The organism is Bradyrhizobium sp. CCGUVB23 (assembly GCF_024199885.1).
GTDB lineage: Bacteria > Pseudomonadota > Alphaproteobacteria > Rhizobiales > Xanthobacteraceae > Bradyrhizobium.
The window spans coordinates 135,430-161,447 of sequence record NZ_JANADQ010000002.1; the positions used below are offsets into that span (position 1 = coordinate 135,430).

A 26,018-nucleotide genomic window follows, 5' to 3' on the forward strand; every position below is an offset into this window, starting at 1 on the left:
CCTGAGCGCGGTAAGAGGTGCCAGTTATCAATGCTGCGCGAAAGGTGAAGGCTCACTTAGAAATGGCGCAACGAAAACGCATCATGAACCTACGCAATGCTCTTTGTGCCATGTACCTTGTTGGCCTGATCGGCGGCAGCGGCTCGGCGCAGGCCGGAACCAACGATATCCTGATCGGACTTGACAGCAAGATCACCTATGGTCCTGAGGGCCAAACGAAGGGCGCTCCGGGTAACGACGCCGTGCTAGTCATTGATGTTTCCGCCCCCGCCAAACCCAAGATTCGCGCCAGCGTGCCGGTGGCGAACTCCCTGCTGGGGCCGCCCACCAATTTGCAGATCACACCGGACGGCAAGTTGGGCCTAGTCGCCAATTCCGTGGTTCACATTCAGGAGGGCAACGCTTGGAAAACGGTCCCGGATGACAAATTGTACGTGATTGACCTCACTGCGGCCCCGCCGAAGGTGATCGATGCGGTTACCGTCGGACGGCAGCCGTCGGGCCTGTCGATTTCGAAGAGGGGCGATCTCGCGTTGATTGCCAACCGAGAGGGCAAAAGTGTCTCTGTTGTCTCGATCCAGGGTACGACGGTCAAAGCCGTCCGCGAAGTGCCGCTGGAGCAGCAGGCCGCGGCCGTAGTCATCGCGCCTGACGGCGAGCGTACCTTCGTCTGCCTCAATCTCGCGAACAAAATCGGCGTGTTGGCAATCGATGGACAAGACGTCACCTACGACAATTCGATGGACATTCCTTCGGCATTCAATCCTTACAACATCGACATCACGCCAGACGGAAAATACGTCATTGCCTCAAACACCGGCGCACTGAAGAACAACGCTGATGCGGCGGTGATTATCGAAGCAACCGGCCCACATCCCCACGTGGTCGACTTGATGAGCCCTGGTGTCGGACCGGAAGGTTTCGCGATAGCGCCCGATGGGAAGACTGCAGCTACCCCGCTGCTGCTTGGCAGTTCGACTAAGAGGGGCGAACTCGTTTTGATGTCGATCGGCACTGGCGGTAGCCTGACGGTAACAGCGCGCGCGCCGCTTGGCCGCCTGCCGGAGGGCGTCGCTTACAGCCCAAACAGCGACTACCTCTATGTGGCCAACTATGTCGACAGGGACCTGCAGGTATTTGACCTCGCTGGCGGCAAGCTGACCGAGACGGGGTCCAGGTTGAAGCTGCCGGGCCAACCGGCGTCCATGCGTGCGCCAGCTCGGTAGAGCCGTGCGCACCTGTTCTGCCGGCCTGCTTTATGTGCGCGGCCTTGGTCTACCTGCGAGTTCGGCGCTCCGCGCCGTTATCGGGAGCGCATCAGACGCGTCTGGCGGCTTTGGCCCTACTCCCAATTGAGGCTCGCTGCTAGTCTTTCGGGGCGTGATCCGTCGGAAAAAAGTTTCTGCGCATAGTCAGAAAACGATCCAAACGGCCGAACCGGGGCCATCGCCGGATGCGCACCTATTTTGAGCCAACCCTGCACGCTCGCCCGCAAGCCAGGTTCAGTTCGAAGGCTAGGGGACGCGCCCGATCGAAGGCGCGTCCCAAGTACAGCCAGAGCGGGGGCGAACTCTGATTACAAGAATCAAACAATTATTGCCCGAGGCGGCCTTGTGGCTCGGCATTGCCGCCGGTGCGGCTCTCGCCTTGTGGATGTGGATCAGCATGGCGCTGGATCTGCGCTAGTCACTTTCCAACCCACGAGGTGCAGTAGCTCCCAGCCGCTCCCAGCCGCTAGGAATCGATAATTTGCGAGATGCTTACGTCGTCGGAGCTTTCATAGCGGGATGCGTAAGCCTGCCTGTGTTTTAGCGTGGGGTCTCAACCATGATCGGCGTGGGGGTCCCATCGTTTCAATTCAATGAAATCAATGGCCTGAAGGGGTCCCGACGACGCCGATGGGGGTCATTTTCCGATCAGCATTCACAGTGGACCACAGGAAGCGCTGTCCCTACCACGCGCCGCAAACTTCGGTAGCCAGCCTTCGCCCTTGGATTAGCAAGGCTGACCACCTCCGCCCCCCGAGAGGCTCAATTCCCAAGGGTGCTGCCAAGCAATATTGTCAAGAAGTACCACCGGGCACCTACCTGGATTGGTGGCCGCCTAATCCATGGCTATGGGCTAAGATGCCCTTCACGCGCGCGGGCAATCCCGCCAATAGGCTGGTGATGGATTACAGGACGACATTCATGCACCCACACGAGCGTATTACTGATCCGAACTACTTCCGCGGCGTACTCGGCAATCTGGTGGCCAATAACGGACACGCCGTTCGCTACGGTCTCACGGGCGAAGGTTTCTTTGCAAACTACCAAATCGAGCGCGAGGACCGCGTGCTACGCTTCGACGGGCGCACCCACAAACCGTTCCACGACCGACCGTTTGAGAGCTTCGAAGCGGAAAACCTGTCCGAGCCGTACAGCCGCAACGACGTGCAGGAGATGATCGCCGCGCGTCTAACGCGGTAGCACAATTGGGTGCGAGCAGATCACCGGCCCGCACGTTTAGAGGCCAACCAGTCCGCCAACGGATCGCTGGATGGAGTCGATTCGCTTGGCAGACCGGAAGCCCGGTCCAAATACCAATCAATCGCGTTGTGATCCCATCGGTGAGTGCCGGAGACGATACCGTTCTGAATCTACGTGTTGAACGCGCCCTCGGAGCAGCCACAGTAGGAGGCTGCGTCGGCCTTTGTGGGACCACGCGGGTCGATCTGGTCGGGGCGTTTTATCCGCTCCGCACGCCTCAGCTCGGCGCGCGAAGGTTTGTCCTGTTGGTGATCGCCGTCCATTCGACCCACAGTATAGAAGTTAGCGGCGGCATGACTCGGCGCCCGATGGAGATACGGCGCTGTCCCTATCACGCCCCCGCTAACTCTAACGGCCTAGCCTCAAGCGGCAGAAGCTGACCGCTGGATGTATCGTCCGGAAACACTTCACTGGCACAACTCCCAGGACTGGTCGTCGCCAGTGGCTTGACGACCCGGAAGCAGCGCGGGCGCGACTCGGCGTCGGGGAAACATGCAAAGAAAGCCGACGCTGTCCCTACCACGCCCGCGCTGCCAGTGAAGTTAGCGGCGGTGACTCGGCGCTTGCGTAGTGGACCACAGGAAGCGCTGTTCCTACCACGCGCCGCAAACGCCGGTGGCCAGCGTTGCCCCCCTGCTTGCCGACTGGAATAGGCAAAGCTGACCACCTTGGCCCCCGGGACTTGGGGTTGCGCGTAATCCACGGGGGCTGCCAAGTTTTATCGCGGAGAAGGACTCCAAGCGCCTACCAGGATTGGTTGGTGCCGATCTCATGCGGCCTGGGGCAAATGCGCCATGGCGACTGAACTAGATTCGATCTTTGATGTGATTGAGCATCACCGCGCGCTTTCCGCGCAACACGATGCCGCGGCATCCATATCCGCGAAACTTGTCGAAGGCCCCGAATTTGATGTGGCCGACGCAATCAGCGAGGCAAGGAGGTTGGCTCTCGCAGAGTACGCAGACGTGCTTATCCACTCCAAACCAACCACGCTTGCGGGCGTCATCGCTCTGAGCCGCTACGTCGCCGGCCTACCGCCTTGGCTGCTGTCTGATGAATATGATTGGCATCAACCGTTTCTGAGGACGCTCGCGGAAGCGCTGGACGAGATCAGTGCAGGGTAGCGCCACACCCGTGCGAGCCGACGCGGTCGTCGTCTCAACTACCGGGTCTGATGGGTCCCAATGAGCAGCGCCTTGGTAGGATGGGGGCCGGCCGGGCCTTCAGTCGGGCAGCCTGTTTTGCCAGCCAACGTGGTGCCGCTCAGGGCATGGAAAGATCATTGAGGACAGGAATGCGGCTCCAATGGTCCGAACTTGGAGCGGAGGAGACCCTTGAGCTGGCTACGATCTGCCTTCGTGCTGCCTGCCGAAAATCCTAAATGGACGTGATGGATAGCCACAGACGCCAGGCATCGGCAGCAGGCGCAGGGTCTGCATCGCCTCGGACAGGCGCTTGCCAACGTGGGGCCCGTCCCAGATGGAGGGAGCCTCGTCATCCATCACCATGTCTTCCAGCGGATTGAACTTCATCGGCTCGCGCCGGATCAGCAGCATGTCACTCATAGGTCAGCTGCCCCTGAATTTCCCGAAGTTGATCGAACTGCTGCGTTTCGGGGTCGAACCGCATGCGGATCGCGCCCCGATAGCCGGTCTGCTCGAAGCGGACCTTCGAGATGTGCACAGTGATCTCGGCCTTCACGGGATCGCGCTCGATCACCAGCCCATGGTCCGGCTTGTTGAACCGATGCGCCGAGCCGTCGATGTCATACAGCGTCGCCGTCCGCAGCTTGCCGCGCTCGTAAACGTCCTTCGTCGGATGGGCGAGCACGATCACGGCGACCTCGTGCCGACGACCGAACCGCTTCAGCATGCGGATGGCGCGGCCGATGTACTCGTGTGTCGACTCCTCGCGGTCCCGCGCGTGCTCGATCTCATTCCAGGGATCGATGACCAGCACCCGGATGCCGTCGCGCAGGACCGCGTCGCGCGCCTTAGGGCCGCCTCAGTCGGCTGGCTCCTTGCTCATCAGGCCAAACCTGCGATGTCGCTTAATGGCCCATCTTGTCCTTTGGCTGCGCGGTGAAATTTGGTCGCTATCGGGAGATATTGTTGGAAACAATACCAGTTCAAAAATCTCGTTAAAATCGGCTGGGATCGAACTCGGACAAGCAAAGCCTTCACGGTAGACCTAGGAAGATCGCATAGCGGACGCGCGACCAATCTTAAGGTGGCAATGGCTAGCGGCTCCGTGCCGTCCAGCTTTCATCTGTTTGATCGTGGACGGATCAATGCTCACCTTGCGTCCGTTTTCCATCCAAAATTGAAAATCCAAGTGTTGCCACCGTGCTACATCGCATCTCCATCAAATCGATTAATCTCGACTTGGGATGCCGGAAAGATCTCGAAGCAAGTATGGCGGTCGTTTCAGTCGAAACGACGAGATGGAGCAACGATAATGAAAAAGATTTTGCTGGGCACCGTGCTCGCGCTGGGCATGGCCGCCCCTGCATCGGCGGCTGATCTGTCTGCTAGACCCTACGTCAAAGCGCCGCCCCCGGTGGTTGCGCCGATCTATGATTGGACTGGCTTCTACATCGGTGCCAACGGCGGATGGGGCCAAAGCCACAATTGCGTGGATTTCGTCACGCTCGCAGGAACAGTCGCAAGCGGTTGCCGGGATCGTTCAGGAGGCGTTGTCGGCGGGCAAATCGGATATCGCTGGCAAACCAACCAGTTTGTGTTCGGATTGGAAGCACAAGGTGATTGGGCCGATCTCAGCAACACGCGCGTCAGCCTGTTCAACCCGACGCTCTCAACCACTGTGAAAACCGACGGCATTGGTCTCTTCACCGGCCAACTCGGCTGGGCATGGAACGCCTCACTGTTTTACGTGAAGGGCGGCGCGGCCGTGACCAGCAACCGCCTCTTTATTTTCGACAACACCACCGGGGTCGGTCTGGTCTCGGCAGACAACACGCGCTGGGGCGGCGCCCTGGGTGTGGGCTGGGAGTATGGCTTCGCACCGAACTGGTCGGCCGGAATTGAATACGACCATCTGTGGATGGGACACGCGAATAACTCCTTCTCCGTAACAGATCCGCGCCTTGCGGCCGTACTCAACGACCGGATCAGCCAGGACGTTGATATGGTCACTGTGCGGTTTAACTACCGCTTCGGCGGCTATGGCGTTCCGGTCGCGGCGAAATACTGATCTTCTTCTCGACGTTGTCAGCACAATGGGCCGGGCATGTTTGCCCGGCCTATTTGTCGGAAAGCGCATGTCTGAAAAGACTGCGAAGCAATCCAGCAAGATCATCTTGTCGGATGAACCGCCGAGCGATTGCGGAACGCATCATTGCATTCGAGACCGGCGACATTGCCGAGATTTGTCAGCCCTGAGGTCGCCGCCCGGCAGCACAACGTTGCAGACCTCGCGCGCCGCGCTGGCATCGAAAGGACAAGCCTTTATAGCGCGTTCGCGGGCGAGAGAAGCATCCGAATTTCAGTAGTACGGCCTTGAACGTTCTGAACGCGATGGGATTAGAGTTGCACGTGACAATGCGCCAGAACTCTCGGGCACCTAAGCCGCGTGAGCAAGAGCAGCCCCAGCCGCCAAGAGCGTTTGATCTCGACTGAGCGCGGATCAAACGGCGATCGCAGTGCGTTTGACATAACCGACCGGCAGGGAGGGGCCGCCGAGCAATAGTTCCGCGCTCGGCGCCACTCGCCGGAATTGGCACGCCAACGGGTGCTTTCGGGAGAAAATGAGGACTACTGGACGCTACTGACCAACGTTTAGATATAAATTTCGGTCAGTAAGGGTTCCCCCAATTGCTACTGACCAATATCTATATATAATCTTCGGACGGAACGCGGTGGCCCATGCCCGACCCGACGTCCGACACTCTCGATCGCATCCATAACCGGATTGCCAAGGCGGCGCCGGCCGGCGTGTGGTCGCGCGCCGATTTTCTCGACATTGGGACACTGAACGCCGTCGAGAAGGCGCTACAGCGGCTGACCCTGCGAGGTGACATCCGCCGGCCCTATCGCGGTCTCTATGACAAGCTGAGCCTCAGCAAGCTGACCGGCAAGATGGTGTTTCCGACCCGCGCCTCGTTCATCGATGCCATCGCCCGACGCGACAAGCTGCGCGTGCTGGTCGACGGCATGACGGCCGCGAACGACCTCGGGCTGACGACGGCAGTACCGGCACGGTCGACGATCTATGCCGATACCTATCCGCGCACGATCGAGATCGAGGCAAGTGCCGGCATCCAAAGGTAACGAAGCCGGTCATCTATACGCTCGACTTCAAGCGCATTTCGGCCAAGACCGCATTTTGGGCCGGTCGTCCCGCCATGCGCGTGGTCCAGGCCCTGGCGTGGTTTCGGGATGAACGATCGAGCCTCGATGCGGCCGTGAACGGAATCGTCCGGCACCTATCGCGGGATCCGAACCGGGAAAAGGTCGCGCAGGATCTGCGCGACAACATCCATGCGGTTCCAGCGTGGATGTATCCGCTGGTCGAGACCATCACGCGCCGGCTCGCCGAGGATCAAAGCGAAAGCGCGTCGAGCGTCCCAGGCGCGAAGGGCACTCATGCAGAAGACGTTCATTGAAATCCTGCGCTCGAGCGTCGACGAGCGCCAGCACCCTCTTCGAGACGGTTGCCGCGGCTCTGAAGACACAGGCTCAGAATGTCGAGAAGAATCTCTATGTTTGCTGGGTGCTCGGCTTCCTGTTCAACCGGCGAAGCGACGATCCGATCGGTCTATATTTCAAGGGCGGCACAAGCCTCAGCAAGGCGTATGGACTGATCCGTCGCTTCTCCGAGGATATCGACATCGGCATCTACAAGGCCGATTTGCATGTCCCGCTGGAAGCCGAGATCGCCGCCCTCCCCTCTGTGAATCAGCAGCAGCGCACACTCGCCGAGAAAGTCGACAAGGCCGCGCGGCAATATATCTCCGGTCCACTCAAGGAGGAACTGGCGAAGGAGATCGTGGCCGTCGAAGCCGCTGCTGAACAGCCAGGACATTTCTCACTTGGCTTCGGCTTCGACGCCTATCGCAACAAGGAAGCACTCGACATTCTTGTGGTCGGCTACAAGAGCGTCTTCGACTCTGGCGACGCCTATGTGCAAGCGGCGGTCCGCATCGAAGGGGGGCGCGTCCCGATCCCGAGCCCGCAGAGCCCCGTGAGATCTTTTCCTACATCGCTTCGGAAATGCCAGAGGAGATGGTCAAACCCGAGCGGACCTTTTGGGAGAAGGTGCTGATCCTGCACGCCATGACCGAAATGACCGAGAAGCGAACTGCCGAAGGCAAGTCCGACCGTCCGGTGCCGGACCTCAATCGCTACTCGCGCCACTATTACGACGTTCATCAGATATGGACGCATTCGGACTATGGTGTCGCCACGGCGTCAATGCGCGATCTTGCGGAGGCCTGTCGGCAGCATAAAGAGCTGATGTTTCGAGCGCCGGTTCATCGCTACGATCGTGCGATGCCAGGCAGTTATCGCCTTGTGACCGCGGACATGCGGGCCAAGCTGGCCGCCGACTATGAGCGGATGTCGGCGATGATCTTCGGCACGCCGCCCACCTTTGCGGACGTCATGGCGAGCATCGAGGCCCTCGAGCAGCACCTGAATGCCGCAGCTGACGCATAGCCCAACACATAGAGAGGTCGCGAGAAAAACGAACAGGACTCGACAGGCCACCATGATAGGATCACGCTATGGGTGAAGCTCCGGAGAACATCCCAGTCCGACTGCCCGATCCCGCCTCGATCGAGGTGGTTCTCGCGCGTCTTCCGGTCGGCGCTGATGAAGCGGCATTGGCGCCCGCGCTTACAGAAGCGTTTCCGGGATTTCTGTTTTCGACGGCGACCATCGACGACCAATATTGGCGCGACACGCGCTCGGTGATCGCCGCCGACGGAACTCGGATCGCAGAATACCGGCCGTGGATGGAAGCGGAGCTTGCCAAGCACGCCGATGACATCGGCGCACTCTGGATGCGATTGCGCGAGAGCGATCTTCAGATCTCCGAATGGCACGGCAACAGTGTGTACGCCTTCGCGCCGACCGGCTCTGGCGCGGCCGACTATGTGCAAATCCGTCTCGGCCGAGAAGTCGAATGGCGCGCCGGGCCGATCGTCAATCCGACGTGCCGCCCTTGGGGCAAGGAGGAATTACTCGATCCGTCATGGATCACGCACGAAGATATGTCCGACGACAAGGTCATCACCGGTCCGCTCTATCGGATGCTTGGGCGCGCTGGCAGCAGCGTCGTCCATGTCCGGAGCTTCCTGACGCGGCGTGCCCGCCTCGAGCGAGAGAAACGCGAGGCGCAACGGCCAGAGATGGAACGCCGTGTAGTGCGTGAAGTGACACGCGAGGGAACGACCGAGACGCCGTTTCTTGACTTGGTGCCGGACTGGTTCGAGTTTGTGCCGCGGGAGAATCGTTTCTTCCAGGATTGGGAAGAATCGAGCGCCTCGGTCCGGCGCGTCTACGCGCACTGGGCGCTCGACATTTACGACTACGACGATAAAGGCACGCGCGAGATCGGATTCGTAACGCGCCCGCTGCATCTGCCGGAAGAGAAGCTCAGCGCCGGCGAGGCCTCGGTTCATATCCTGATGGATCGCGTTGAAACCATCGACCGAGAGGTCGGCGTCCCATTTGGTTGGTTCTTCTTGATGACTCATGGCAACCGAGTTGAGCCGGAGGTCGGTCAAGCGATCGCAAAGGGACTCCGCGACGAGCGCGTGCGATTGCCGGATCGAGATGCGCGTGTGTTACTGCGCTGGGCCGAACGGCCCTACGGATTTTGACGCGACATACTCCGACTACGGAGCTCATATTGTGACCGTCAGATCGTAGCACCTGCCGAGCTCAGCAAGAGAGCTATGGCCGAAACTGGGTGATGACGGGTTGAGAGAGGCGGCGTATCGAGATCCCATGGGTGGATGGTAGCCGGCATTTTTGGTGCAGAATGTGGTTGCCAATAACACACATGCTGAGGGACCATGCTTATGGCCGCACGATCCGAACAACCGACTACCATCCGCACTGATCTTAGCGCAATTTTCGTTTCCTTGGAGCTCAGTCGCTCGACCTGGTTGATCACGTCGTTGTCGCCGGGAAGCGGCGAGAAGATGTCAAAATATTCGATGTCGGCTGGCGACGTTTCGGGATTGTTCGCGTTATTTTCGAAGCTGCGCGAGAAAAGTCGTGCCAGGACCGGACAAGCCTATCCGATCGTGGCCATTCAAGAGGCCGGCCTGGACGGCTTCTGGATTCACCGGGTCCTTGAGAAGGAAGCTATTGAAAGTCACGTCGTGGATCCGGCCTCAATTGCGACGTCGCGCCGATCCAGGCGAGCAAAGACCGATCGTATCGATGGGGAGGCGTTGTTGCGGACCCTAATGGCATACAAGCGAGGAGAGCCGCGCGTGTGCTCCATGGCGCGAGTTCCTTTGCCTGAGGAAGAGGACAGACGCAGGATCACTCGCGAGCGCAAGGCTCTGATCATCGAACGTATCGCACACGTCAATCGCATCAAAGGTCTATTATTCTCGCAGGGGATCGCCAATTATGAGCCGCTGCGCAAGGATCGACGACAGCGGCTTGCCGATCTGCAAACTGGCGATGGACGTATGCTGCCAGCGCATATGAAGGCGCAGCTCTGCCGGGAGATCGATCGGCTCGAGCTCTTGCTAAAACAGATCAAAGCGGTTGAGGACGAGCGCGATGCGCTCATCGCTGCGGCACAATCTGCTGCAGCAACGCCGGAACCTGTCGCGATGCTGCTCGACCTCAAGGGCGTCGGCACCGAGTTCGCCGCCGTTTTGTGGTCTGAAGGGTTGTTTCGCCATTTTGACAATCGTCGTCAAGTTGCCGCTTACGCGGGGTTGACGCCGACGCCTTGGCAGAGCGGATCAATTGATCACGAGCAAGGGGTATCGAAAGCGGGTAACCCAAGGCTACGGACGACAATGATCCAAATGGCTTGGCTGTGGCTACGACATCAGCCTAATTCCGCGTTGGCTCAGTGGTTCAACGAACGTGTTCGGCGCAATGGCGGTCGCTTGAAGAGGTCTACGATTGTAGCGCTCGCGCGCAAGCTACTCGTTGCACTCTGGAAGTATGTAACTGCGGGCATCATTATCGAAGGCGCCGTCCTGAAGAACAAGTAAACATCGGCTGCAGCTCAAACATCAACTTCTTCTAGAAATCTACCAGGACTCGATCTGTCTTGGCGGATTCAGGTCGGCGAACCGTACCCGCCTCTGGCGAAATGCCGTTTTTCGAGAGTGGTTTCGCCACCCTGAGCCCCGCCCGCGCGCAAGCGGGATATTGGTGCAGCCGCAATGAGCGGCGACCGAATGTGAGGTTGACCAGGCTCGGCAAACCAGCCGCGTCACGCAATCGGGCTCAGAACTTGAATGCCGTTTTGGAGAATTGCTCATGCTTTGCGATGAATGATCTTGACACGGCGCGCCCCCATGTGAGGCGGGTGTCGAGCCTGCCAGAACCTCAAGGAGAGCGATACGCCATGAACGAGACTACCAAGATTCTCCCCTTCCGTCAGCGGTCGGCGGTTGACGATCCACTGACAGAAATCCTGCGCAATGGAGCCCGTGATCTGCTCGCCAGGGCGGTCGAAATCGAACTGCAGGCGTTTCTGGAGACGACGGCGGAGCTGAAGCTGCCGGGTGGCCGCGCCCGTGTGGTCCGGCACGGCCATGGCCCTACGCGCAAGGCTGCCACGGGGATCGGCGCAATCGAGGTCGCCCGGCCCAAGGTGAGAGACCGCGGCGCCAGCTCAGCCGATCGGATCCGCTTCAGCTCGGCGATCCTGCCGCTGTGGGCGCGGCGGACGAAGAGCCTGGATGCCCTGCTGCCGATCCTTTACCTGCGCGGCATCTCGACCGGCGACTTCCAGGAGGCGCTGTCGGCGCTGCTCGGCAAGGACGCGCCGAACCTGTCGCCGTCGGTGATTGCACGCCTGACGGCCGACTGGCAGGCCGAGTACGAGCGTTGGCAGCGACGTGACCTGTCGGCGCGGCGCTACGTCTATCTGTGGGCCGATGGGGTTTATTTGCAGGCCCGGATGGAGGATCACAGCGAATGTATCCTGGTGCTGGTCGGCGCGACGCCGGAGGGCCGCAAGGAATTGGTCGGCTTCCAGGTCGGCGCCCGCGAGAGCGCCCAGAGTTGGCGTGAGCTCTTGATCGATGTGAAGCAGCGCGGCCTGCGGATCGCTCCCCAAGTGGCGGTCGGTGACGGCGCGCTGGGGTTCTGGAAGGCCCTTGATGAGGTCTTCCCTGGCACGCGCCACCAGCGGTGCTGGTGCCACAAAGTCAGCAACGTGCTCGACAAGGTCGCCAAATCCGTGCAGCGCGCGATGAAGAACGATCTGCGGAACGTCTATCTGGCGTAAGCGGCGTGTCTTCCGCACCTTGTTTGGCGTGAGCTGATCGGCAACATGCGAGCCGTCATATACAGTTAGGTTCGCATATATGGTTGACGATATGGTCGACGCTTCGGAGCCACGGGGCCGGGTGGATATCCAGGTCGGAGCGGGGCGTCGGCGGCGGTGGAGCGACGCGGTCAAGGGAAGGATCGTGGCGGAGTCGTATGTGCCGGGCGCTGTTGCGTCCGAGGTGGCGCGCCGGCACGGCCTCGCGCCGCAACACCTCTTCGTTTGGCGCAAGGCGGCGCGTGCCGGTCTGCTGAGCTTGCCGGCGGAAGATGCGCCATTCTTCGTTCCGGTGGTATCGGAGCTGCACCCCGCCGCTGGGGCGGCCGCGGAAGCGGCAACGCGGAACGCGACAACGATCAGCATCGAGATTGGTGATGCGGTGGTTCGCGCAGCGGCCGGGGTCGATCCGGCCTGGCTGCGCGATGTGCTGCGGGCCGTGAGGGCGACAACATGATCGCGGCTTCGGCGGGCGTGAAGATCATGGTCGCGACGCGGCCGGTCGACTTCCGTAAAGGTGCCGATGGTCTCGCCGCGCTGGTGCGCGAGCAACTCCACCATGATCCATTCGCGGGAACGATCTTCGTCTTCCGTTCAAAGCGAGCGGACCGTTTGAAGATTTTTGCCTGGGACGGGTCCGGGCTCGTGCTGCTGTGGAAGCGGCTGGAGCATAGCGCGTTCCGCTGGCCGCCGATCAGCGATGGCGTGATGCGTTTGTCTGCCTCACAGCTCGCCGCGCTGATGGACGGTCTGGATTGGTCGCGCCTGCATGCCCGCGACATTGCTCAGCCGACCGCAACCTCATAAACCCTGTGACCAATCGAATCAGGTCGGCCACAATATTCCACAACGGCCCGCGAATCAGCTTGAGTACCGGGCGTGAGCGAGACCACGGATCAACTTCCGACCGATATCGAGGCGCTGCAGGCGCTGGTTGCGGCGGCACGCGCGGAGCGCGACGCGGCGATCGCAAAGTGCGACGCTGCGATCGTCGAACGCGACCATGCGGTGTCGCAAATGGATCGGCTTCAGCATCTCTTGCGCCAGCTGCAACGCGCGCAGTTTGGTCGCCGCTCGGAGAAGCTCGATCCTGAGCAATTGCAGCTGGCGATCGAGGACATCGAGCAGGCCATTGCCAGCGACGAGGCGGCTCAGGACAGGAAGGACACGGCAGGCGCACGCCAGCGTGCTGAACGGCGCCGTGCCAGCCGTGGTGCGCTTCCGGCCCATCTACCGCATATCGACGTCACGATTGCCCCGGAAGTGACCTGCTGTCCGTGCTGCCGCGCGCCTCTGCATGTGATCGGCGAGGAGACCTCACGGCGGCTCGACGTCGTCCCGGCGCAGTTCCGCGTGATCGTCACCCATCGTCCCAAATATGCCTGCCGGGCCTGCACGGATGGCGTGGTTCAGGCGCCGGCACCAGAGCGGCTGATCAAGGGCGGCTTGCCGACCGAGGCGATGGTCGCCCATGTTCTGGTCGCCAAATATGCCTGGCACCTGCCGCTCTATCGGCAGGCCCAGATGCTGCTGGCGCAGGGTATCGATATCAAGCGCTCGGTTCTGGCGTTCTGGGTCGGCTATGCGGCCGCGGAGCTTCGTCCGCTCTGGCTCAGGCTGCGCGAGACCATTCTGACCGCGAGCAAGATCGCGGTCGACGAGACCACAGCGCCGGTGCTCGACCCCGGCCGCGGCCGCACCAAGAAGGGCTTCTTCTGGGCGATCGCACGCGACGATCGGCCATGGGGCGGGGCCGACCCGCCCGCAGTGGCCTACACCTATGCGCCTGGTCGCGGCGCCGTCCACGCGCTCAAGCTGCTCGACGGTTATCGCGGCATCGTGCAATGCGACGGCTATACCGTCTACAAGACCGTTGCCGACACCGCGCCTGACGCGGCGATCACGCTCGCCTTCTGCTGGGCTCATCTGCGGCGGCGCTTCTTCGACGTTGTCCAGGACGGTCCTGCCCCGATCGCGAGTGAAGCGCTCGAGCGTATCGCCGCTCTCTATGCCATCGAGAAGTCGATCAAAGGCCGCAGCGCCGACGAGCGCCGTGCCGTCCGCCAGGAGCGCAGCAAGCCGCAGGTAGTGGCGCTCAAGGCCTGGTTCGAGCAACAACTCACCCGCGTCTCGGGCAAAGCGACAATCGCCGAGCACATCCGTTACGCCTTGAACCACTGGGTTGGCCTGACGCGGTTCCTCGACGACGGCCACATCGAGCTCGACAATAATATCGTCGAACGAAGCATCCGTCCTCTTATCCTTAACCGCAAGAATGCGCTGTTCGCGGGGCATGATGAGGGCGCGGAGAACTGGGCCTGCATTGCTTCGCTGATCGAGACCTGCAAGCTCTGCGGCGTCGAGCCGCAGGCCTATCTGACCGACGTCCTCACCAGACTCGTCAACCTCTGGCCGGCATCGCGCCTGGACGAACTCATGCCCTGGGCGTGGGCCGCCGAGCGAGCTAACGGCGCCAACAGCCTCGCCGCTTGATGAACTCGCTTCCTGGATCGCGACCGCTCCAGCAGGCCTCGTCGCCACTGGCTCCGTGCGTTCCGGCAGCTTCAACAACCCGTCGCGCACCGCCTTGCGCCAGGCCGACAAATGCTGCGGCGACAGATCGTGGCGCCGCGCGACGTCCGAGACGATCGCGCCCGGCACAAAGGATTCCGAGACAATCCGTCTCTTGACCTCGTCGCTCCAGCGCCGCCGGACTCGTAGCTGCGATGCGTCGACAACACGCTCGATCATCTATGCAAACCGTCCTCTTCAAGACGGAACTCATTTTGCCGATCTGCTCAACAGCAACAAGGTGCGGGAGACACGCCGCTTACTATCTGGCGCCGAGCCGGGCGAAAGCCGAAACCGCGATCGACACCTTCGTCGAGAAATACCGTGCCAAATACGGACCTGCGGTCGAGTGCTTGATCAAGGATCGTGAGGCGCTGCTCGCGTTCTTCGACTTCCCTGCCGAGCATTGGGTTCATCTGCGCACCTCGAATCCGATCGAGAGCGTGTTCGCCACGGTGCGGCACCGGACGGTGCGAACGAAAGGATCGCTCTCGCCGAAAACCGCCAAGCTGATGGTGTTCAAGTTGATCGACGCCGCATCGAAGACCTGGCGCCGACTGAAAGGAACAAATCAGTTGCCGAAGGTCATCGCCGGTGTAAAGTTTACTGACGGCATCGAGGTCATTCCGACCGCTGAAAGCCACGCCGCCTGATCAGGCCGCGTCACCCAGAATCAGCCATAGCTCGGCGTGCGCGTCAGAAAGCCGTAGCTTGTGATTACGAGATCGACGTCTGCGAATTCGTCCGCACTGTATGCGTTCAGTTTCTCGGACGGGGCAGCCGATGGATGGACCACGACTGTTTTCAAGCTTGGCGCAAATCGACCAATCTCCGCGGCCCAATTGGCTAACAAAGAGGCGGGGGCTACGAGCAGGCAAGGTTTCCGATTTTCCCTGTTCTCATTCTTGATCACCAGCAGCAGCGACAACACCTGGACGGTTTTGCCGAGCCCCATATCGTCGGCAAGGCAAGCCCCAACCTTGAGCTGCGTTAGCAGATAGAGCCATTGCACACCCGACTGCTGATAGGGTCGCAGCGTGCCCCGAAGATTTTGACCGGGACCGACCCGCAACAGCCGATCGGGATGGCGCAAGGAGGCCAGCTTCTCCGCCAACCAGGGGCCGGCCACGGTCTGGCTCCAATCGATGTCGGCTGGTGCGGCAGTTTTATCTCCGGTAATGTCAGCCCCAGCCAGCATTCGCATCGCCTCACCGAACGAAAGACCATCGGCGTCGGCGCGGCGCTCGATGGCCTCAAACTGCTCGAGTGTGCGATTCAGTCGTTCATGATCGACCTCGACCCACTTGCCACGGATGAAGGCCAATCCATCGGAATGCGCCAGGAGTTGCTTGATCTCGGCCCTCGAGAGGCTTTCGCCCTCGAGCGTCACCTCCATTTGAAAGTCGAGCAGTGCGTCCATTCCTACTTGTGATGGCGCATTGCCCCCGACCGTCGCCTTCACTTGCGGGCGCGCCGGGCGGTTCATGCGCCAACTCGCTGGCATCCGTACGATCACCCCGGCGCCTTCGAGCGCGGGAACATCCTTAAGGAATTGCAGAGCTTGCTGTGGGCTCCAGCGCAGCGGGTGAAAGATATCACCCGCATCGACCATGGTCTTCAGCCACAGGCACCTCTCGGAGGCGCGCTGGACGGGCATCAGCAGCGACAGCAGGCGTTCGCGGTTCCTCGCGCCGGCATACTCCTGCAAGGCCTTGCCGAGCGGCAGATGCTGGGCCCTGGCCTCAGCCGAAAGCCGGGTCGTATAGGTCGCAAGAAACGCGAACGGGGCATCCTCGTCCTTCTGGTTCTCCGCAAGGTTAAAATGAACGCGTCCAACCAGGTTCCAGGCCGGATGACGGCTCTTGAGAAACTCCTGCACGAAGAGCTTGGCTTGCACCAGCTCGGCATCAAAGGCCGCATCCATACCTCGCCAAAGATCGGCAAGGACAGCCGCTGACAAATATTCCGCGCCGGTCATGGGCGGAACGACCGCTGCCATCGTGTCCAACTCGCTATCGGCGGGAATCGGCACAGGTGGCTTGATACGGCCGTCTCCAATATTAGGAAGAGCGCACAGTGCAGTCATGTAGCGCATTCCAAGCTCTCGCCAATACGACAACACCGGTGGGAGAACCGTCCCGACTTCGTTGGCGCCGAGCCACAACAATCCGTGTCCTGAGCCCCGTAAAAATGCTTTCTCCAGCCGCAAGCCCTGATCGGGCTCCAACGCAGGAGCTTGCGCCGTTTGTCGCAGCGTCAGCAAACCATGCGGGGTAAGAACGGGTTCCAGCGTCATCATGACGGTGAGACCTTGCGACCGGAAATGTCCACGATTTTGGGAGCCACTCGCCACATCGAGAAGTAATTCACATTCTGTCACGAAGTACCGAGCATGGGCGCGGTCAGCAATTCCTTGACTAGCATGAACTGCTGAACGCATTCCGCGACTGCGGCCGGATCATGCTCCTCCAAAACATCAACGTTCCTTTCGTTTTGCGAACGCTCGATATGCATCAACTGTGCGCCAATCTCATTCGGCGTGAACATGCGCCTCACCTCGGAAATAAACTGCGAACAGCGCAGCTTACGCACATGGCTAGGAACCCGTCCAGATAGCTTTCTGGTTGGCGCATTTTGACACGAAATCCCGCTGATGCGGCCTTGCGAGGTTAGCGAGCTTCACGAGGTTGTGGGCGGTGCAGATCATCGCCCATTCGGCACGCAAGTTTGCCAGGCCCGGCAATAGGAACTGGCGGAAGCCGCGTGCCTGCTTGATCTGTCGGAACCCGTCGCGCACCGCCTTGCGCCAGATCGACAAATGCTGCGGCGACAGACCGTGGCGCCGCGCGACGTCCGAGACGATCGCGCCCGGCACAACGGATTCCGAGACGATCCGTCCTTTGACCTCGTCGCTCCTCCGACGCCGAACCCGTCGCTGCGATGCGATAACACGCCCGATCATCTATGCAAACCGCCCTCGTCAAGACGGAACGCATATTGCCGATCTGCTCAACAGCAATAGGGTGCGGGAGACACGCCGCTTACGGTTCACCAGCGCATCCTGCGCCTCCTTCGGCAACTCCCGCCACTCTGACCCCAACGGCGCTGTGCGCGATGCCACCCGCGAACAGGCCCATCTGATGCATGCCGAACCGCCGGTTGCGCCGAACCGGGTTCGCCGATATCGCCGTCCTGCTTGCCATGAGCCTCTCCCCGATTTTGGTGGTGAGAGACTCCGCATGCACCGCAAAGCGGTTCATTCAATGATGATGCCGCGCTCTTGACCACTGAATCGAGTAGCGCCGACAACGCGTTGAGCGCTTCCAGGCTGACAAAGGGCTCTGCCGTCAGGCAGCAACCGCAGGCACATGCCGCGCGATCGAACATCCAGGATGGAATCTCCAGAAAACGCTGCGTCTCCGATCCATCCAGCGTGCAGCGGAAAACAACGCCGTCCGCCTTGTCGATCACGGCATGGACGAAAACCTCGCGGCCTGCCCAAGCTGACCGAGCAAGTCAGATGAGTAGATCGGTGATATGCGAGATGGAGAAATAATTCTCCGGGTGATGCTGAACATCGTTAGCATTTACATTGGAGAGCGTGATCGAATTACCCTTTCCGAGGTCAACAACCGTGGTGTCCGGTCCAACCGCGTGGACGTGATCGACAACGTTAGCAACCGTATGAATGTTAGTGTTATTGATCCCATCCGCGATGTGCAGTTTGTCCCCCATCGTGAAGTCCCTCACGGTATCCTTGCCGCCCCCGCTCGTGAAGATGAAGTTGTCGTTGCCCTGATTGCCGAACAGATTATCGTTGCCTTCATCGCCGTACAGAAAATCGTCACCGTCACCACCAGAGAGCACATCATTGCCCTTATTGCCTTGTACATCATCGGCGCCCGCGCCACCAGAGAGCCAGTCGTTCCCACCTTGGCCATCGATGTAGTCTCTGTCGGGCGTTCCATTCAAGTGATCGTCGGAGTTTGTGCCTCGGATTACAGGCATAGGTCTTTCTCCTGTGTTGTATCTGCATGCGAGCGGTCACGGAAGTGACCGCGCTCTAACTGCCAGCAGCATACAGATCGGGTCTGACGGTAACCTGACCGCACACTGAGTTTCAAAGCGGATGCGATGGACCGCCTAAATTGTGGACCATTATGCAAAGCTGGCGCGAGCAGAGCGTGTTTCGGCGTGGGGTCTCGACCATGATCGGCGTAGGGGTCCCGTCATCTCAAATCAATGAAATCAACGGCCTGAAAGGGTCTCGACGACGCCGATGGGGGTCAATGTTCGATCAGCATTCACAGACTGGGACACAACTGCATCGTGGTGGCCCCTCGTTGATCCCGATAAAGGCCGGGGGATCGGGTTAAAACCGACCGGCGCGACGCGGCGATGCTGGCCAATCTGCACCGGGCTGGCGAGCTGACAGCCGTGTGGGTTCCGGATGCGGCGCATGAGGCCATGCGCGACTTGGTGAGCGCCCGCGCCACGGCGATGCGTGTGCTCGGCAATACGCCTGCGTTCCTGGCCGGAGGGCAGATCGGCTACAATTGGCAAACGAATGGGTGGGTGTTCGGCGCCGAATTAGACGCGAGCCGTGCTGTCTCCGATGGCACAAACAGCTGCTTTGCCTTCTCAGGCATTGCTGTGATCGCTACCTGCAAAGCAGGTCCAAACGTTTTTGTCACAGGGTGTCGGCTACGCGCTTGGCCCGCAGGGCCAAACGCTGGCCTACATCAAGGCAGGAGTAGCCTGGCAGAACAATCGCGGCGATATCGCCAACAACAACGAATTCCGGCATGGAGACTTTGCCGGCTACCCGCAGCAAGTCACGCAGTTTGATTACGGCCGTTTCGGGTGGACTGTCGGAGCCGGCGTTGAGCAAGCGAGCCGACCTCCCACCAATTAGAGCGTTTTCCGGCCGGAATGAATCGGTAGGGATTCCCAAAACGGCACGAGTCAGATTCAAGCTACATGCTGGCGAAGGAGGTCAGCATGTATGACCAGGACGCTTTCAGTTGACCTTCGCCAGAGGGTGGTAGCGTCAATTGACGGTGGTTTGTCCTGTCGACAGGCCGCGGAGCGTTTTGGTGTCAGCGCGGCCAGCGCGATCCGCTGGCGAAGTCGCCTCAAGGAAGTTGGCGACATCGTTCCTAAACGCCAAGGCGGTGACCGCAAATCGCAGCGCATCGAAGCACATGCACAATTGATTTTGGACGCGGTGACAGCGAAGCCGGATATCACGCTCGCCGAGTTGCGAGAACTGTTGACGCGTCATGGAATATCGGCCGGCATCGCGTCGCTCTGGCGTTTCTTCCAGCACAGAAAGATCACACTCAAAAAAAGACAGCGCACGCCGCCGAGCAAAGGCGCCGCGATATAAATGCCGCGCGTGAGGAGTGGTTCGAAGGGCAAATCGATCTTGACCCTGAGCGCCTGGTCTTCATCGACGAAACCAGCGCCAACACTAAAATGGCGCGGCTTTACGGCCGTTCACCTCGCGGCGAGCGATGTCGCGCGGGTGTCCCACACGGACATTGGAAGACGACGACATTCACCGCTGGCTTGCGCTCCAACGGTCTGATCGCGCCGCTCGTCCTGGACGGTCCAATGGATGGCGACGCTTTCCTGGCCTACGTCGAACAATTGCTCGCCCCATCGCTGCGGCCCGGCGATACCGTTATCATGGACAACTTGCCCGCTCACAAGGTCCATGGCGTTCGAGAGGCTATCCAGGCAGTCGGGGCAAGCCTGCTCTATCTCCCGCCCTACAGTCCGGACTTCAACCCGATCGAGATGGCCTTCTCCAAATTGAAGGCGCTGTTGCGCGCCGCTGCGGCCCGCAACATGCCCGATCTTTGGCAAGCAATCGCCAGCGCGCTCAAACGCTTCTCACCCGAGGAATGTCAAAATTATCTCGTCGCTGCTGGTTACGATGCAACGTGATCGGAAAATGCTCTAGTCTGACTGAGTCACAAAACCGCAGGCTTTGTCCGGCCGGAATCAGCGATGGTTGAAGCATGGACCATCAGCCGAGGAGGCTACATGAGCGGGCGTGGCACCAAGACCAGTGAGATGCGATTTGCGGCGTATTTGGAAGGGCTTGCCAGCGTCATCGGTCATGCTGATCGGAAGGCACCGCTGCGCGACTATTGCGTCGGCCTTCTGGCCTGTGGCGGTCGCAAGAGCGTGGAGCCGATGGCGGCGGTGACGGCTCCGGAACGGACGGCCGCCCAGCATCAATCGCTGCTGCATTTCGTCGGCAGCGGCACCTGGTCGGATGAGAAGGTGCTGGGCAAGGTACGCGAGATGGTCCTGCCGGCGATTGAACACCAGAGCCCGATCGAAGCTTGGATCATCGATGACACCGGCTTTCCCAAGCAGGGGCGACATTCGGTTGGAGTTGCACGGCAATATGGCGGGCAGCTCGGCAAGCAGGATAGTTGCCAGGTGGCGGTGTCACTGTCGATTGCCAACCACCACGCCAGCCTGCCTGTCGCCTATCGCCTTTATCTTCCGAAGGAATGGACTGAGGATTGCGATCGGCGGCGCAAGGTGGGCATTCCTGCCGAAGTCGGCTTCCGGACCAAGCCGGAGATCGCGCTGGAGCAGTTGCAGTGGGCCTGTGCGACCGGCCTTTCGCGCGGTGTCGTGCTGATGGACGCGGGCTATGGCAACAACAGCGATCTGCGCACGGAGATCACGGCGCTGGGATTGACCTATGTGGCGGGTCTTCTGTCGAGCACAACGGTATGGGCGCCCGGCACCGGTCCCTTGCCGCCGAAGCCATGGTCGGGCCGCGGCCGTCCCCCGAAACTGATGCGCCGCAATCGTCGGCATCGGCCGGCCGCCGTTAAAGCGCTCGCGATCGGCCTGCTGGCCAAAGCTTGGCGCACCATCACGTGGCGGCAAGGAACGAACGAAAAGCTGAGCTCGCGCTTTGCCCGCGTGCGGGTCCGTGCCGCGCACCGTGATTATTGGCAAACCACCCAGCGGTTGGAGGAATGGTTGCTGATCGAATGGCCGAAAGGCAGAGCAGCTCAAGAAGTTGGCGGCGCGGGCTGGCACGGCGCAGCGGCTGCAAACAATGCCGGGGGTCGGCCCACTGACCGCGCTGGCGATCGAGGCTTTCGCACCCGACATGGCGACCTTCAAACGTGGCCGAGACTTCGCGGCTTGGTTGGGCCTGGTCCCGCGGCAACATTCCTCAGGGGGAAAGGAGAGGCTCGGACGCGTTTCGAGGGAAGGACAGGCGGACATTCGCCAGTTGCTCATCGTTGGGGCGATGTCGCGGCTGAACTGGCTGGGGCGCAAGTCGATCCCTAGCGGATCCTGGCTGGCGCAGATGCTGGCGAGGAAGCCGCGCATGCTCGTGGCGATCGCCTTGGCGAACAAGATGGCTCGGACGATTTGGGCCATGCTCACCCGGAAGGAGGATTATCGGAACCCGGCGCAGGCAGTGACGGCATGATCGCATGCAGCACGAGATAGCCTGACGTTGGTGAAGGGGGTGTGAGAAGGCGACGACCCGAATGGGCGCAACGATCGAACAGATCTGGATCAGGAAAACCAGCTAGAGCCAAAGAGCCGTCGTGCTCGGAGATGAGAATTGGACCTGATCCGCGGATCACCATACCGGCCAGCGGCTTCTGAAAATGCCGTAAAAGAAGGCCTGACAGAAGACCGCACTCGATCACACGTCAAAAGGGTCTGAAACTTCTTGCATTACGGGCGGCAACCACAGAAGGCTGTACATGACCTACCGACAGACACTGTCCCCCGAGGCCGCCGCGGCAAAGGCGGGGTTCTCGAAGGCAAGCGCGTATCGAATCGAGGGCGATTGTCGCCCGCCATCGCAGAAGAAGACGCCGAGGGGCCGGCGCCGGTCCGATCCGCTCGCGCAGTATTGGGAGGCCGAGATCGTTCCGATCCTGAAGGCTGCGCCCGGCATCCGCGTGATCGGCGTGCTGGACGAGCTGCGCCGACGGCATCATGACTTGAACCCGAACATCCGCCGCACGCTGGAGCGGCGCATCAACGCCTGGCGGGCGCTCAACGGCCCCGAACAGGACGTGATCTTCCGCCAGCAGCACGAGCCCGGCCGCCTGGGTCTATCCGACTTCACCGACACGAGCGCGCTCGGCATCACCATCGCGGGTGAGCCGCTCGATCACCGGCTCTATCACTTCCGGCTGGCGTTCTCCGGCTTCGAGCATGCCCATGTCGTGCTCGGCGGCGAAAGCTTCGTCGCCCTGGCGGAGGGCTTGCAGAACGCGCTGTGGGCGCTTGGCGGCGTGCCGCGGGAGCATCGCAGCGACAGCCTGTCGGCAGCGTTCCGCAATCTGGCGGCCGACGCACGGGAGGATCTGACGCAGCGCTACGCCACCCTGATGGGCCATTATGGCATGGCGCCAACGCGCGACAATGCGGGCATCGCACATGAGAACGGCTCGATCGAGAGCGCGCACGGCCATCTTAAGCGAGCACTGGAAGATGCGCTGTTGCTGCGAGGGACGCGCGACTTCGCCAGTCTCGATGCGTACCGGGCTTTTGTCGACGAGATTGTCGGCCGGCGCAACGCTAACCTCGCCAAGCCGATCGCGCTCGAGAAGGAGGCATTGACGCCGCCGCCAAAAGGCCGCACGACCGACTTCGAGGAGAAAGTGATCCCGGTGACGTCGTCAGGCGGCTTCATCCTGCGGCGCGTGTTCTACACCGTGCCTTCAAGATGATCGGCCATCGCCTGCGTGTGCGCATCTTCGACGACCGGCTCGAATGCTTCCTTGGCGTCACGCCGGTCGTGACGCTGCGGCGCGGTCGGCCTGTGTCCGAGAGCCAGGGCGGTCATGTCGTGGATTACCGGCACGTCATCCATGCCCTGCGGCGCAAGCCGATGGCGCTCCTCAATCTCGTTTATCGCGACCAACTCTTCCCGCGTGCAGCTTACAAACGTCTGTTCGAGACCTTGCGGGAGCATGGTGATGACCGGCGCGCCTGCAAGGTGACAGTCGAGCTTCTGGCGCTGGCTCACGAGCGCGCCTGCGAAGCAGAACTCGCCGAGGCGATCGCGATGGATCTGGACGCCGGACAGTTACCCGATCTTGCCGCGCTACGCGACCACTTCCGACCCGAGGCGGCCTCGATCCCGCGTGTCGCCGTCAAGCTGGCGCCGCTCGACGTCTACGATGAACTCGCCTCTGTCAGCGTCATGTCGGGCCGCTCGAACCTGGGAGAGGCAGCATGACCGGTATCGCTACCTCCATCGATGCTGCACGTGTCGAGCTGCTTCTCAATGAGCTCCGCCTGCCGGGCGTCAAGGCGATCTGGCCGAAGCTCGCCGCACAGTCGGACAAGGAAGGGTGGCCTGCCGCCCGCTTCCTCGCCGCCCTTGCCGAGCACGAGGCCGCCGATCGCACCCGCCGTCGGATCGAGCGACACATGGTGGAAGCGCGTTTGCCCGCCGGCAAGACGCTCGCCACCTTCGACTTCGAATGCGTGCCAATGCTATCAAAGGCACAGGCGATGGCGCTCGCCGCCGGCGACGCCTGGTTGAAGGCCGGCGCCAATTTGCTCTTGTTCGGTCCACCCGAGTCAGATTCATACTGCCCATCTCACTACCCCCTTAGAGTTGAAGTTCTTTTTGACCCGGATCGCCAGACGATGGCCGCCGGAACCGCCGCGCATGCGCGGCGCGCTTGACATCTGGATGTTCCAGATCAACTGCTTTGATCATCCACGGTGCTCCTTTGCATAGCTGCTGCGCAGGCAAGCTCTGTTCTTCGATCAGACGGCGAACCGTCGAAGGACTGACTTTCAACGCAGTTGCAGCTTCGTCCAAAGTGACCTCTCCACGCTGGGCGCGCTCGCCCTCTCGGTAGGCCGCGATGGCGTGTTGGTTGCGCAGGCTGCGAACGCGGACACGGGTCCAACTGTTGCCCCGCCCCGTCGACTTACTGGCGCGGTTGAGAACCGCGGCGATGGTGCTGTCGGGCATCTGACGCGCGAGGACACGAACGAGATCGACCACATCTGCCGCGGTGCTCGCCGGTGCGGTTCTTCCTCACCTGCAATGCCGTGTGATCGCCGCCATGCCAGTGGACAATCAAGTCCAGCACCTCGTCGCGGATGCGCACAACGATCTCATGGATCAAGCTTCGGATGATCCTCTTGCGCGTCGCAGCTGTTGCACCCGGACTTTCCCAAGCTCTCTCGAGATCGGCACCAAGCGCAAGTAACCGATCGCGATCGATGTCGCTCAACGTCATCTCCGGCGTAGCCAACAACGTCTCGCGCTCACCCTCAAGCTCGCGGACAGCGACCAGGCGTTCGTTCCAGCGCCGCTCCAGCTCGCCGGCAACAAGGCGATTGTCCGGATCGACAGCCTCGTATCGCCGACGAGCGCGAGTTGCCTCGTAGCGTGCCTGCTCCAGAGTCAACTCGAGCTGACGCAGCTTGTCGGCGTGTTCACGCCCGCGCGCTTCCATGGCCGCCAGCGCCGCCTGTACACCCAGCGGCTGCAGCCGCGCGATGACCTCCGCGCTGATCGCGCGATCCGCGCGCAGACCGCCGAATGAGATGCACGGATCTCCACCATGGTTGATCTGGCTACCGCGGCAATGATAGCGCCCGACAGTACTGTGCGTGCCGCTGTAGGCAACGTGAAGTTTGCGGCCGCAGTGGCCGCAACGAAGAAGCCCCGCGAGAAGGCCTTCGCCGCGGCGGACCGAGCCACGACTCATGAAGCTTTTTCCGTTGGCGTTGTCGGTGATCAGGCGCTGATTCCTCTCGAACTCCGCCCACGTAATGTAGCCCTCATGGTGGTCCTTGATCAAAACATCCCAGTCGTTGCGCTCGCGCCGGAAGCCCCGCACGATCCTCTTGCGGCCGGCCTCGATCGTCACCCGACTGCCCGAGCGCCCGAAGACATAGGCGCCAGCATAGGCGGGATTGGTCAGGATGTGGTAGATCGTATTGTACACTGGTAACTTCCATTCGACGTGGCGGCCCTCGGGGCCACGGCCGACCGCGGGCAAAGTGATTCGCTCCTGCCGTAACCAGAGGTGGACCTGGCGCAGTGTCTGCATCTCGGCAAACTTGGTGAACACGAGTGCGAGCGCCTCCTGAATGCGCCGATCAGGGTCCTTCTCGATCCGATCGTGGGAGACCTTGAGATAGCCGATGGCGACGTTGAGGAAGAGCTCACCCCTGCGTGCCTTCTGCTTCAAGGCTTCAAGCGAGCGTTGCCGAAAGATAGACAGCTCCATTTCGCTCATCGTGCCCTTCATGCCGAGCAGAAGGCGATCGTTGGGGTGGCGCGGGTCGTACGACCACACCGCATGATGCCCCTATTCGGGAGCCATCTGATCAGTTGGAGCAGATTACCGTAACCGACCCAACCCATCCACTATACGGACGGTG

At 61.0% G+C, this 26,018-nt stretch carries 19 protein-coding genes and 12 pseudogenes; 20 read left to right on the forward strand and 11 right to left on the reverse strand.

What is annotated here, in order from left to right; genetic code table 11:
- The first annotated feature begins 83 nt into the window (after window positions 1-83).
- From NLN62_RS48665 to NLN62_RS48675, 3 genes are all read left to right on the forward strand, one after another.
- Window positions 84-1,226, forward strand: a complete 1,143-nt coding sequence (locus NLN62_RS48665; RefSeq protein WP_254113958.1) for a YncE family protein — start codon at window positions 84-86, stop codon at window positions 1,224-1,226.
- A gap of 900 nt (window positions 1,227-2,126) precedes the next feature.
- Window positions 2,127-2,468, forward strand: a complete 342-nt coding sequence (locus tag NLN62_RS48670; protein WP_254113959.1) for a hypothetical protein — start codon at window positions 2,127-2,129, stop codon at window positions 2,466-2,468.
- A gap of 854 nt (window positions 2,469-3,322) precedes the next feature.
- Window positions 3,323-3,652 carry a hypothetical protein gene (locus NLN62_RS48675; protein WP_254106675.1) on the forward strand — a complete coding sequence of 110 codons (330 nt, stop codon included), beginning with the start codon at window positions 3,323-3,325 and terminating at the stop codon, window positions 3,650-3,652.
- Window positions 3,653-3,871: 219 nt separating this feature from the next.
- On the opposite strand, the gene NLN62_RS48680 is transcribed toward NLN62_RS48675, so the two are convergent.
- Together NLN62_RS48680 and NLN62_RS48685 are read right to left on the reverse strand one after the other, a co-directional pair.
- Window positions 3,872-4,093, reverse strand: coding sequence for a hypothetical protein (locus NLN62_RS48680; protein ID WP_254113960.1), 222 nt, complete (start codon window positions 4,091-4,093; stop codon window positions 3,872-3,874).
- Window positions 4,086-4,487, reverse strand: a complete 402-nt coding sequence (locus tag NLN62_RS48685) for a hypothetical protein (RefSeq protein ID WP_254113961.1) — start codon at window positions 4,485-4,487, stop codon at window positions 4,086-4,088. Before NLN62_RS48685 ends, NLN62_RS48680 begins: the two co-directional genes overlap by 8 nt.
- A gap of 498 nt (window positions 4,488-4,985) precedes the next feature.
- Between NLN62_RS48685 and NLN62_RS48690 the strand changes: the two genes are divergently transcribed.
- The 9 genes and pseudogenes from NLN62_RS48690 to NLN62_RS48730 all read left to right on the forward strand — a co-directional run bounded on the left by NLN62_RS48690 (window position 4,986) and on the right by NLN62_RS48730 (window position 14,516).
- Window positions 4,986-5,741 carry an outer membrane protein gene (locus tag NLN62_RS48690; RefSeq protein ID WP_254113962.1) on the forward strand — a complete coding sequence of 252 codons (756 nt, stop codon included), beginning with the start codon at window positions 4,986-4,988 and terminating at the stop codon, window positions 5,739-5,741.
- A 671-nt stretch (window positions 5,742-6,412) separates the two neighbouring features.
- Window positions 6,413-7,152: pseudogene (locus NLN62_RS48695) on the forward strand (DUF6088 family protein).
- Window positions 7,133-8,203, forward strand: a pseudogene (locus NLN62_RS48700) (nucleotidyl transferase AbiEii/AbiGii toxin family protein). Before NLN62_RS48695 ends, NLN62_RS48700 begins: the two co-directional pseudogenes overlap by 20 nt.
- A 68-nt stretch (window positions 8,204-8,271) precedes the next feature.
- On the forward strand, window positions 8,272-9,372 hold the full coding sequence (locus tag NLN62_RS48705) for a hypothetical protein (protein ID WP_254113963.1): 1,101 nt from the start codon (window positions 8,272-8,274) through the stop codon (window positions 9,370-9,372).
- Window positions 9,373-9,573: 201 nt separating this feature from the next.
- Window positions 9,574-10,737 carry an IS110 family transposase gene (locus NLN62_RS48710; protein ID WP_254113964.1) on the forward strand — a complete coding sequence of 388 codons (1,164 nt, stop codon included), beginning with the start codon at window positions 9,574-9,576 and terminating at the stop codon, window positions 10,735-10,737.
- A gap of 404 nt (window positions 10,738-11,141) precedes the next feature.
- Window positions 11,142-11,975: pseudogene (locus NLN62_RS48715) on the forward strand (IS256 family transposase); the annotation flags it as partial.
- Window positions 11,976-12,063: 88 nt separating this feature from the next.
- Window positions 12,064-12,480, forward strand: coding sequence for a transposase (locus tag NLN62_RS53780; RefSeq protein WP_371933156.1), 417 nt, complete (start codon window positions 12,064-12,066; stop codon window positions 12,478-12,480).
- A gap of 26 nt (window positions 12,481-12,506) precedes the next feature.
- Window positions 12,507-12,830 carry an IS66 family insertion sequence element accessory protein TnpB gene (gene tnpB, locus NLN62_RS48725; RefSeq protein WP_371933181.1) on the forward strand — a complete coding sequence of 108 codons (324 nt, stop codon included), beginning with the start codon at window positions 12,507-12,509 and terminating at the stop codon, window positions 12,828-12,830.
- Window positions 12,831-12,902: 72 nt separating this feature from the next.
- Window positions 12,903-14,516 (forward strand): IS66 family transposase, encoded by a 1,614-nt coding sequence (locus tag NLN62_RS48730; RefSeq protein ID WP_254113966.1) that lies wholly within the window; start codon window positions 12,903-12,905, stop codon window positions 14,514-14,516.
- A 102-nt stretch (window positions 14,517-14,618) separates the two neighbouring features.
- Here the strand turns inward: NLN62_RS48730 and NLN62_RS48735 are convergent.
- Window positions 14,619-14,774, reverse strand: a pseudogene (locus NLN62_RS48735) (transposase); the annotation flags it as partial.
- An 89-nt stretch (window positions 14,775-14,863) separates the two neighbouring features.
- Between NLN62_RS48735 and NLN62_RS48740 the strand changes: the two are divergent.
- Window positions 14,864-15,247, forward strand: a pseudogene (locus tag NLN62_RS48740) (transposase); the annotation flags it as partial.
- Window positions 15,248-15,267: 20 nt separating this feature from the next.
- On the opposite strand, the gene NLN62_RS48745 reads toward NLN62_RS48740, so the two are convergent.
- The 5 genes and pseudogenes from NLN62_RS48745 to NLN62_RS48765 form a co-directional block, all read right to left on the reverse strand.
- Window positions 15,268-16,893 (reverse strand): SNF2 helicase-associated domain-containing protein, encoded by a 1,626-nt coding sequence (locus NLN62_RS48745; protein WP_254113968.1) that lies wholly within the window; start codon window positions 16,891-16,893, stop codon window positions 15,268-15,270.
- Window positions 16,894-16,970: 77 nt separating this feature from the next.
- Complete coding sequence (locus NLN62_RS48750; RefSeq protein WP_254104115.1) at window positions 16,971-17,141, reverse strand: hypothetical protein; 171 nt, start codon at window positions 17,139-17,141, stop codon at window positions 16,971-16,973.
- A gap of 49 nt (window positions 17,142-17,190) precedes the next feature.
- A pseudogene (locus NLN62_RS48755) lies at window positions 17,191-17,382 on the reverse strand (hypothetical protein); the annotation flags it as partial.
- A gap of 54 nt (window positions 17,383-17,436) precedes the next feature.
- Window positions 17,437-17,556, reverse strand: a pseudogene (locus tag NLN62_RS48760) (hypothetical protein); the annotation flags it as partial.
- Window positions 17,557-18,110: 554 nt separating this feature from the next.
- Entirely contained in the window at window positions 18,111-18,602 is a 492-nt protein-coding gene (locus NLN62_RS48765) for a calcium-binding protein (protein ID WP_254113969.1), read from the reverse strand.
- 303 nt (window positions 18,603-18,905) lie between these two features.
- On the opposite strand from NLN62_RS48765, the pseudogene NLN62_RS48770 reads away from it, so the two are divergent.
- Window positions 18,906-19,106, forward strand: a pseudogene (locus NLN62_RS48770) (IS110 family transposase); the annotation flags it as partial.
- A 178-nt stretch (window positions 19,107-19,284) separates the two neighbouring features.
- Here NLN62_RS48770 and NLN62_RS48775 read toward each other — a convergent pair.
- The gene (locus NLN62_RS48775) at window positions 19,285-19,485 is read right to left on the reverse strand and encodes a hypothetical protein (protein WP_254113970.1); all 201 of its coding nucleotides are present in this window, start codon (window positions 19,483-19,485) and stop codon (window positions 19,285-19,287) included.
- A gap of 114 nt (window positions 19,486-19,599) precedes the next feature.
- On the opposite strand from NLN62_RS48775, the gene NLN62_RS48780 reads away from it, so the two are divergent.
- The 6 genes and pseudogenes from NLN62_RS48780 to NLN62_RS48805 all read left to right on the forward strand — a co-directional run.
- Complete coding sequence (locus NLN62_RS48780; protein ID WP_254113971.1) at window positions 19,600-19,983, forward strand: transposase; 384 nt, start codon at window positions 19,600-19,602, stop codon at window positions 19,981-19,983.
- A complete protein-coding gene (locus NLN62_RS48785; RefSeq protein ID WP_254114247.1) occupies window positions 19,884-20,546 on the forward strand; it encodes an IS630 family transposase in 663 nt (220 codons plus the stop codon). Before NLN62_RS48780 ends, NLN62_RS48785 begins: the two co-directional genes overlap by 100 nt.
- Window positions 20,547-20,645: 99 nt before the next feature.
- Window positions 20,646-21,629: pseudogene (locus NLN62_RS48790) on the forward strand (IS701 family transposase); the annotation flags it as partial.
- Window positions 21,619-22,071 (forward strand): annotated as a pseudogene (locus NLN62_RS48795) (transposase); the annotation flags it as partial. The pseudogenes NLN62_RS48790 and NLN62_RS48795, both read left to right, overlap by 11 nt.
- A 283-nt stretch (window positions 22,072-22,354) precedes the next feature.
- Window positions 22,355-23,844: pseudogene (gene istA / locus NLN62_RS48800) on the forward strand (IS21 family transposase).
- Window positions 23,841-24,188: pseudogene (locus NLN62_RS48805) on the forward strand (ATP-binding protein); the annotation flags it as partial. The pseudogenes istA and NLN62_RS48805, both read left to right, overlap by 4 nt.
- 34 nt (window positions 24,189-24,222) lie before the next feature.
- Here NLN62_RS48805 and NLN62_RS53785 read toward each other — a convergent pair.
- Both NLN62_RS53785 and NLN62_RS48810 read right to left on the reverse strand, forming a co-directional pair.
- Window positions 24,223-24,594 carry a helix-turn-helix domain-containing protein gene (locus NLN62_RS53785; RefSeq protein WP_371933157.1) on the reverse strand — a complete coding sequence of 124 codons (372 nt, stop codon included), beginning with the start codon at window positions 24,592-24,594 and terminating at the stop codon, window positions 24,223-24,225.
- Window positions 24,551-25,933, reverse strand: coding sequence for a recombinase family protein (locus NLN62_RS48810; protein WP_371933158.1), 1,383 nt, complete (start codon window positions 25,931-25,933; stop codon window positions 24,551-24,553). The genes NLN62_RS53785 and NLN62_RS48810 overlap by 44 nt, the downstream gene beginning before the upstream one ends.
- Between the last annotated feature and the right edge of the window lie 85 nt (window positions 25,934-26,018).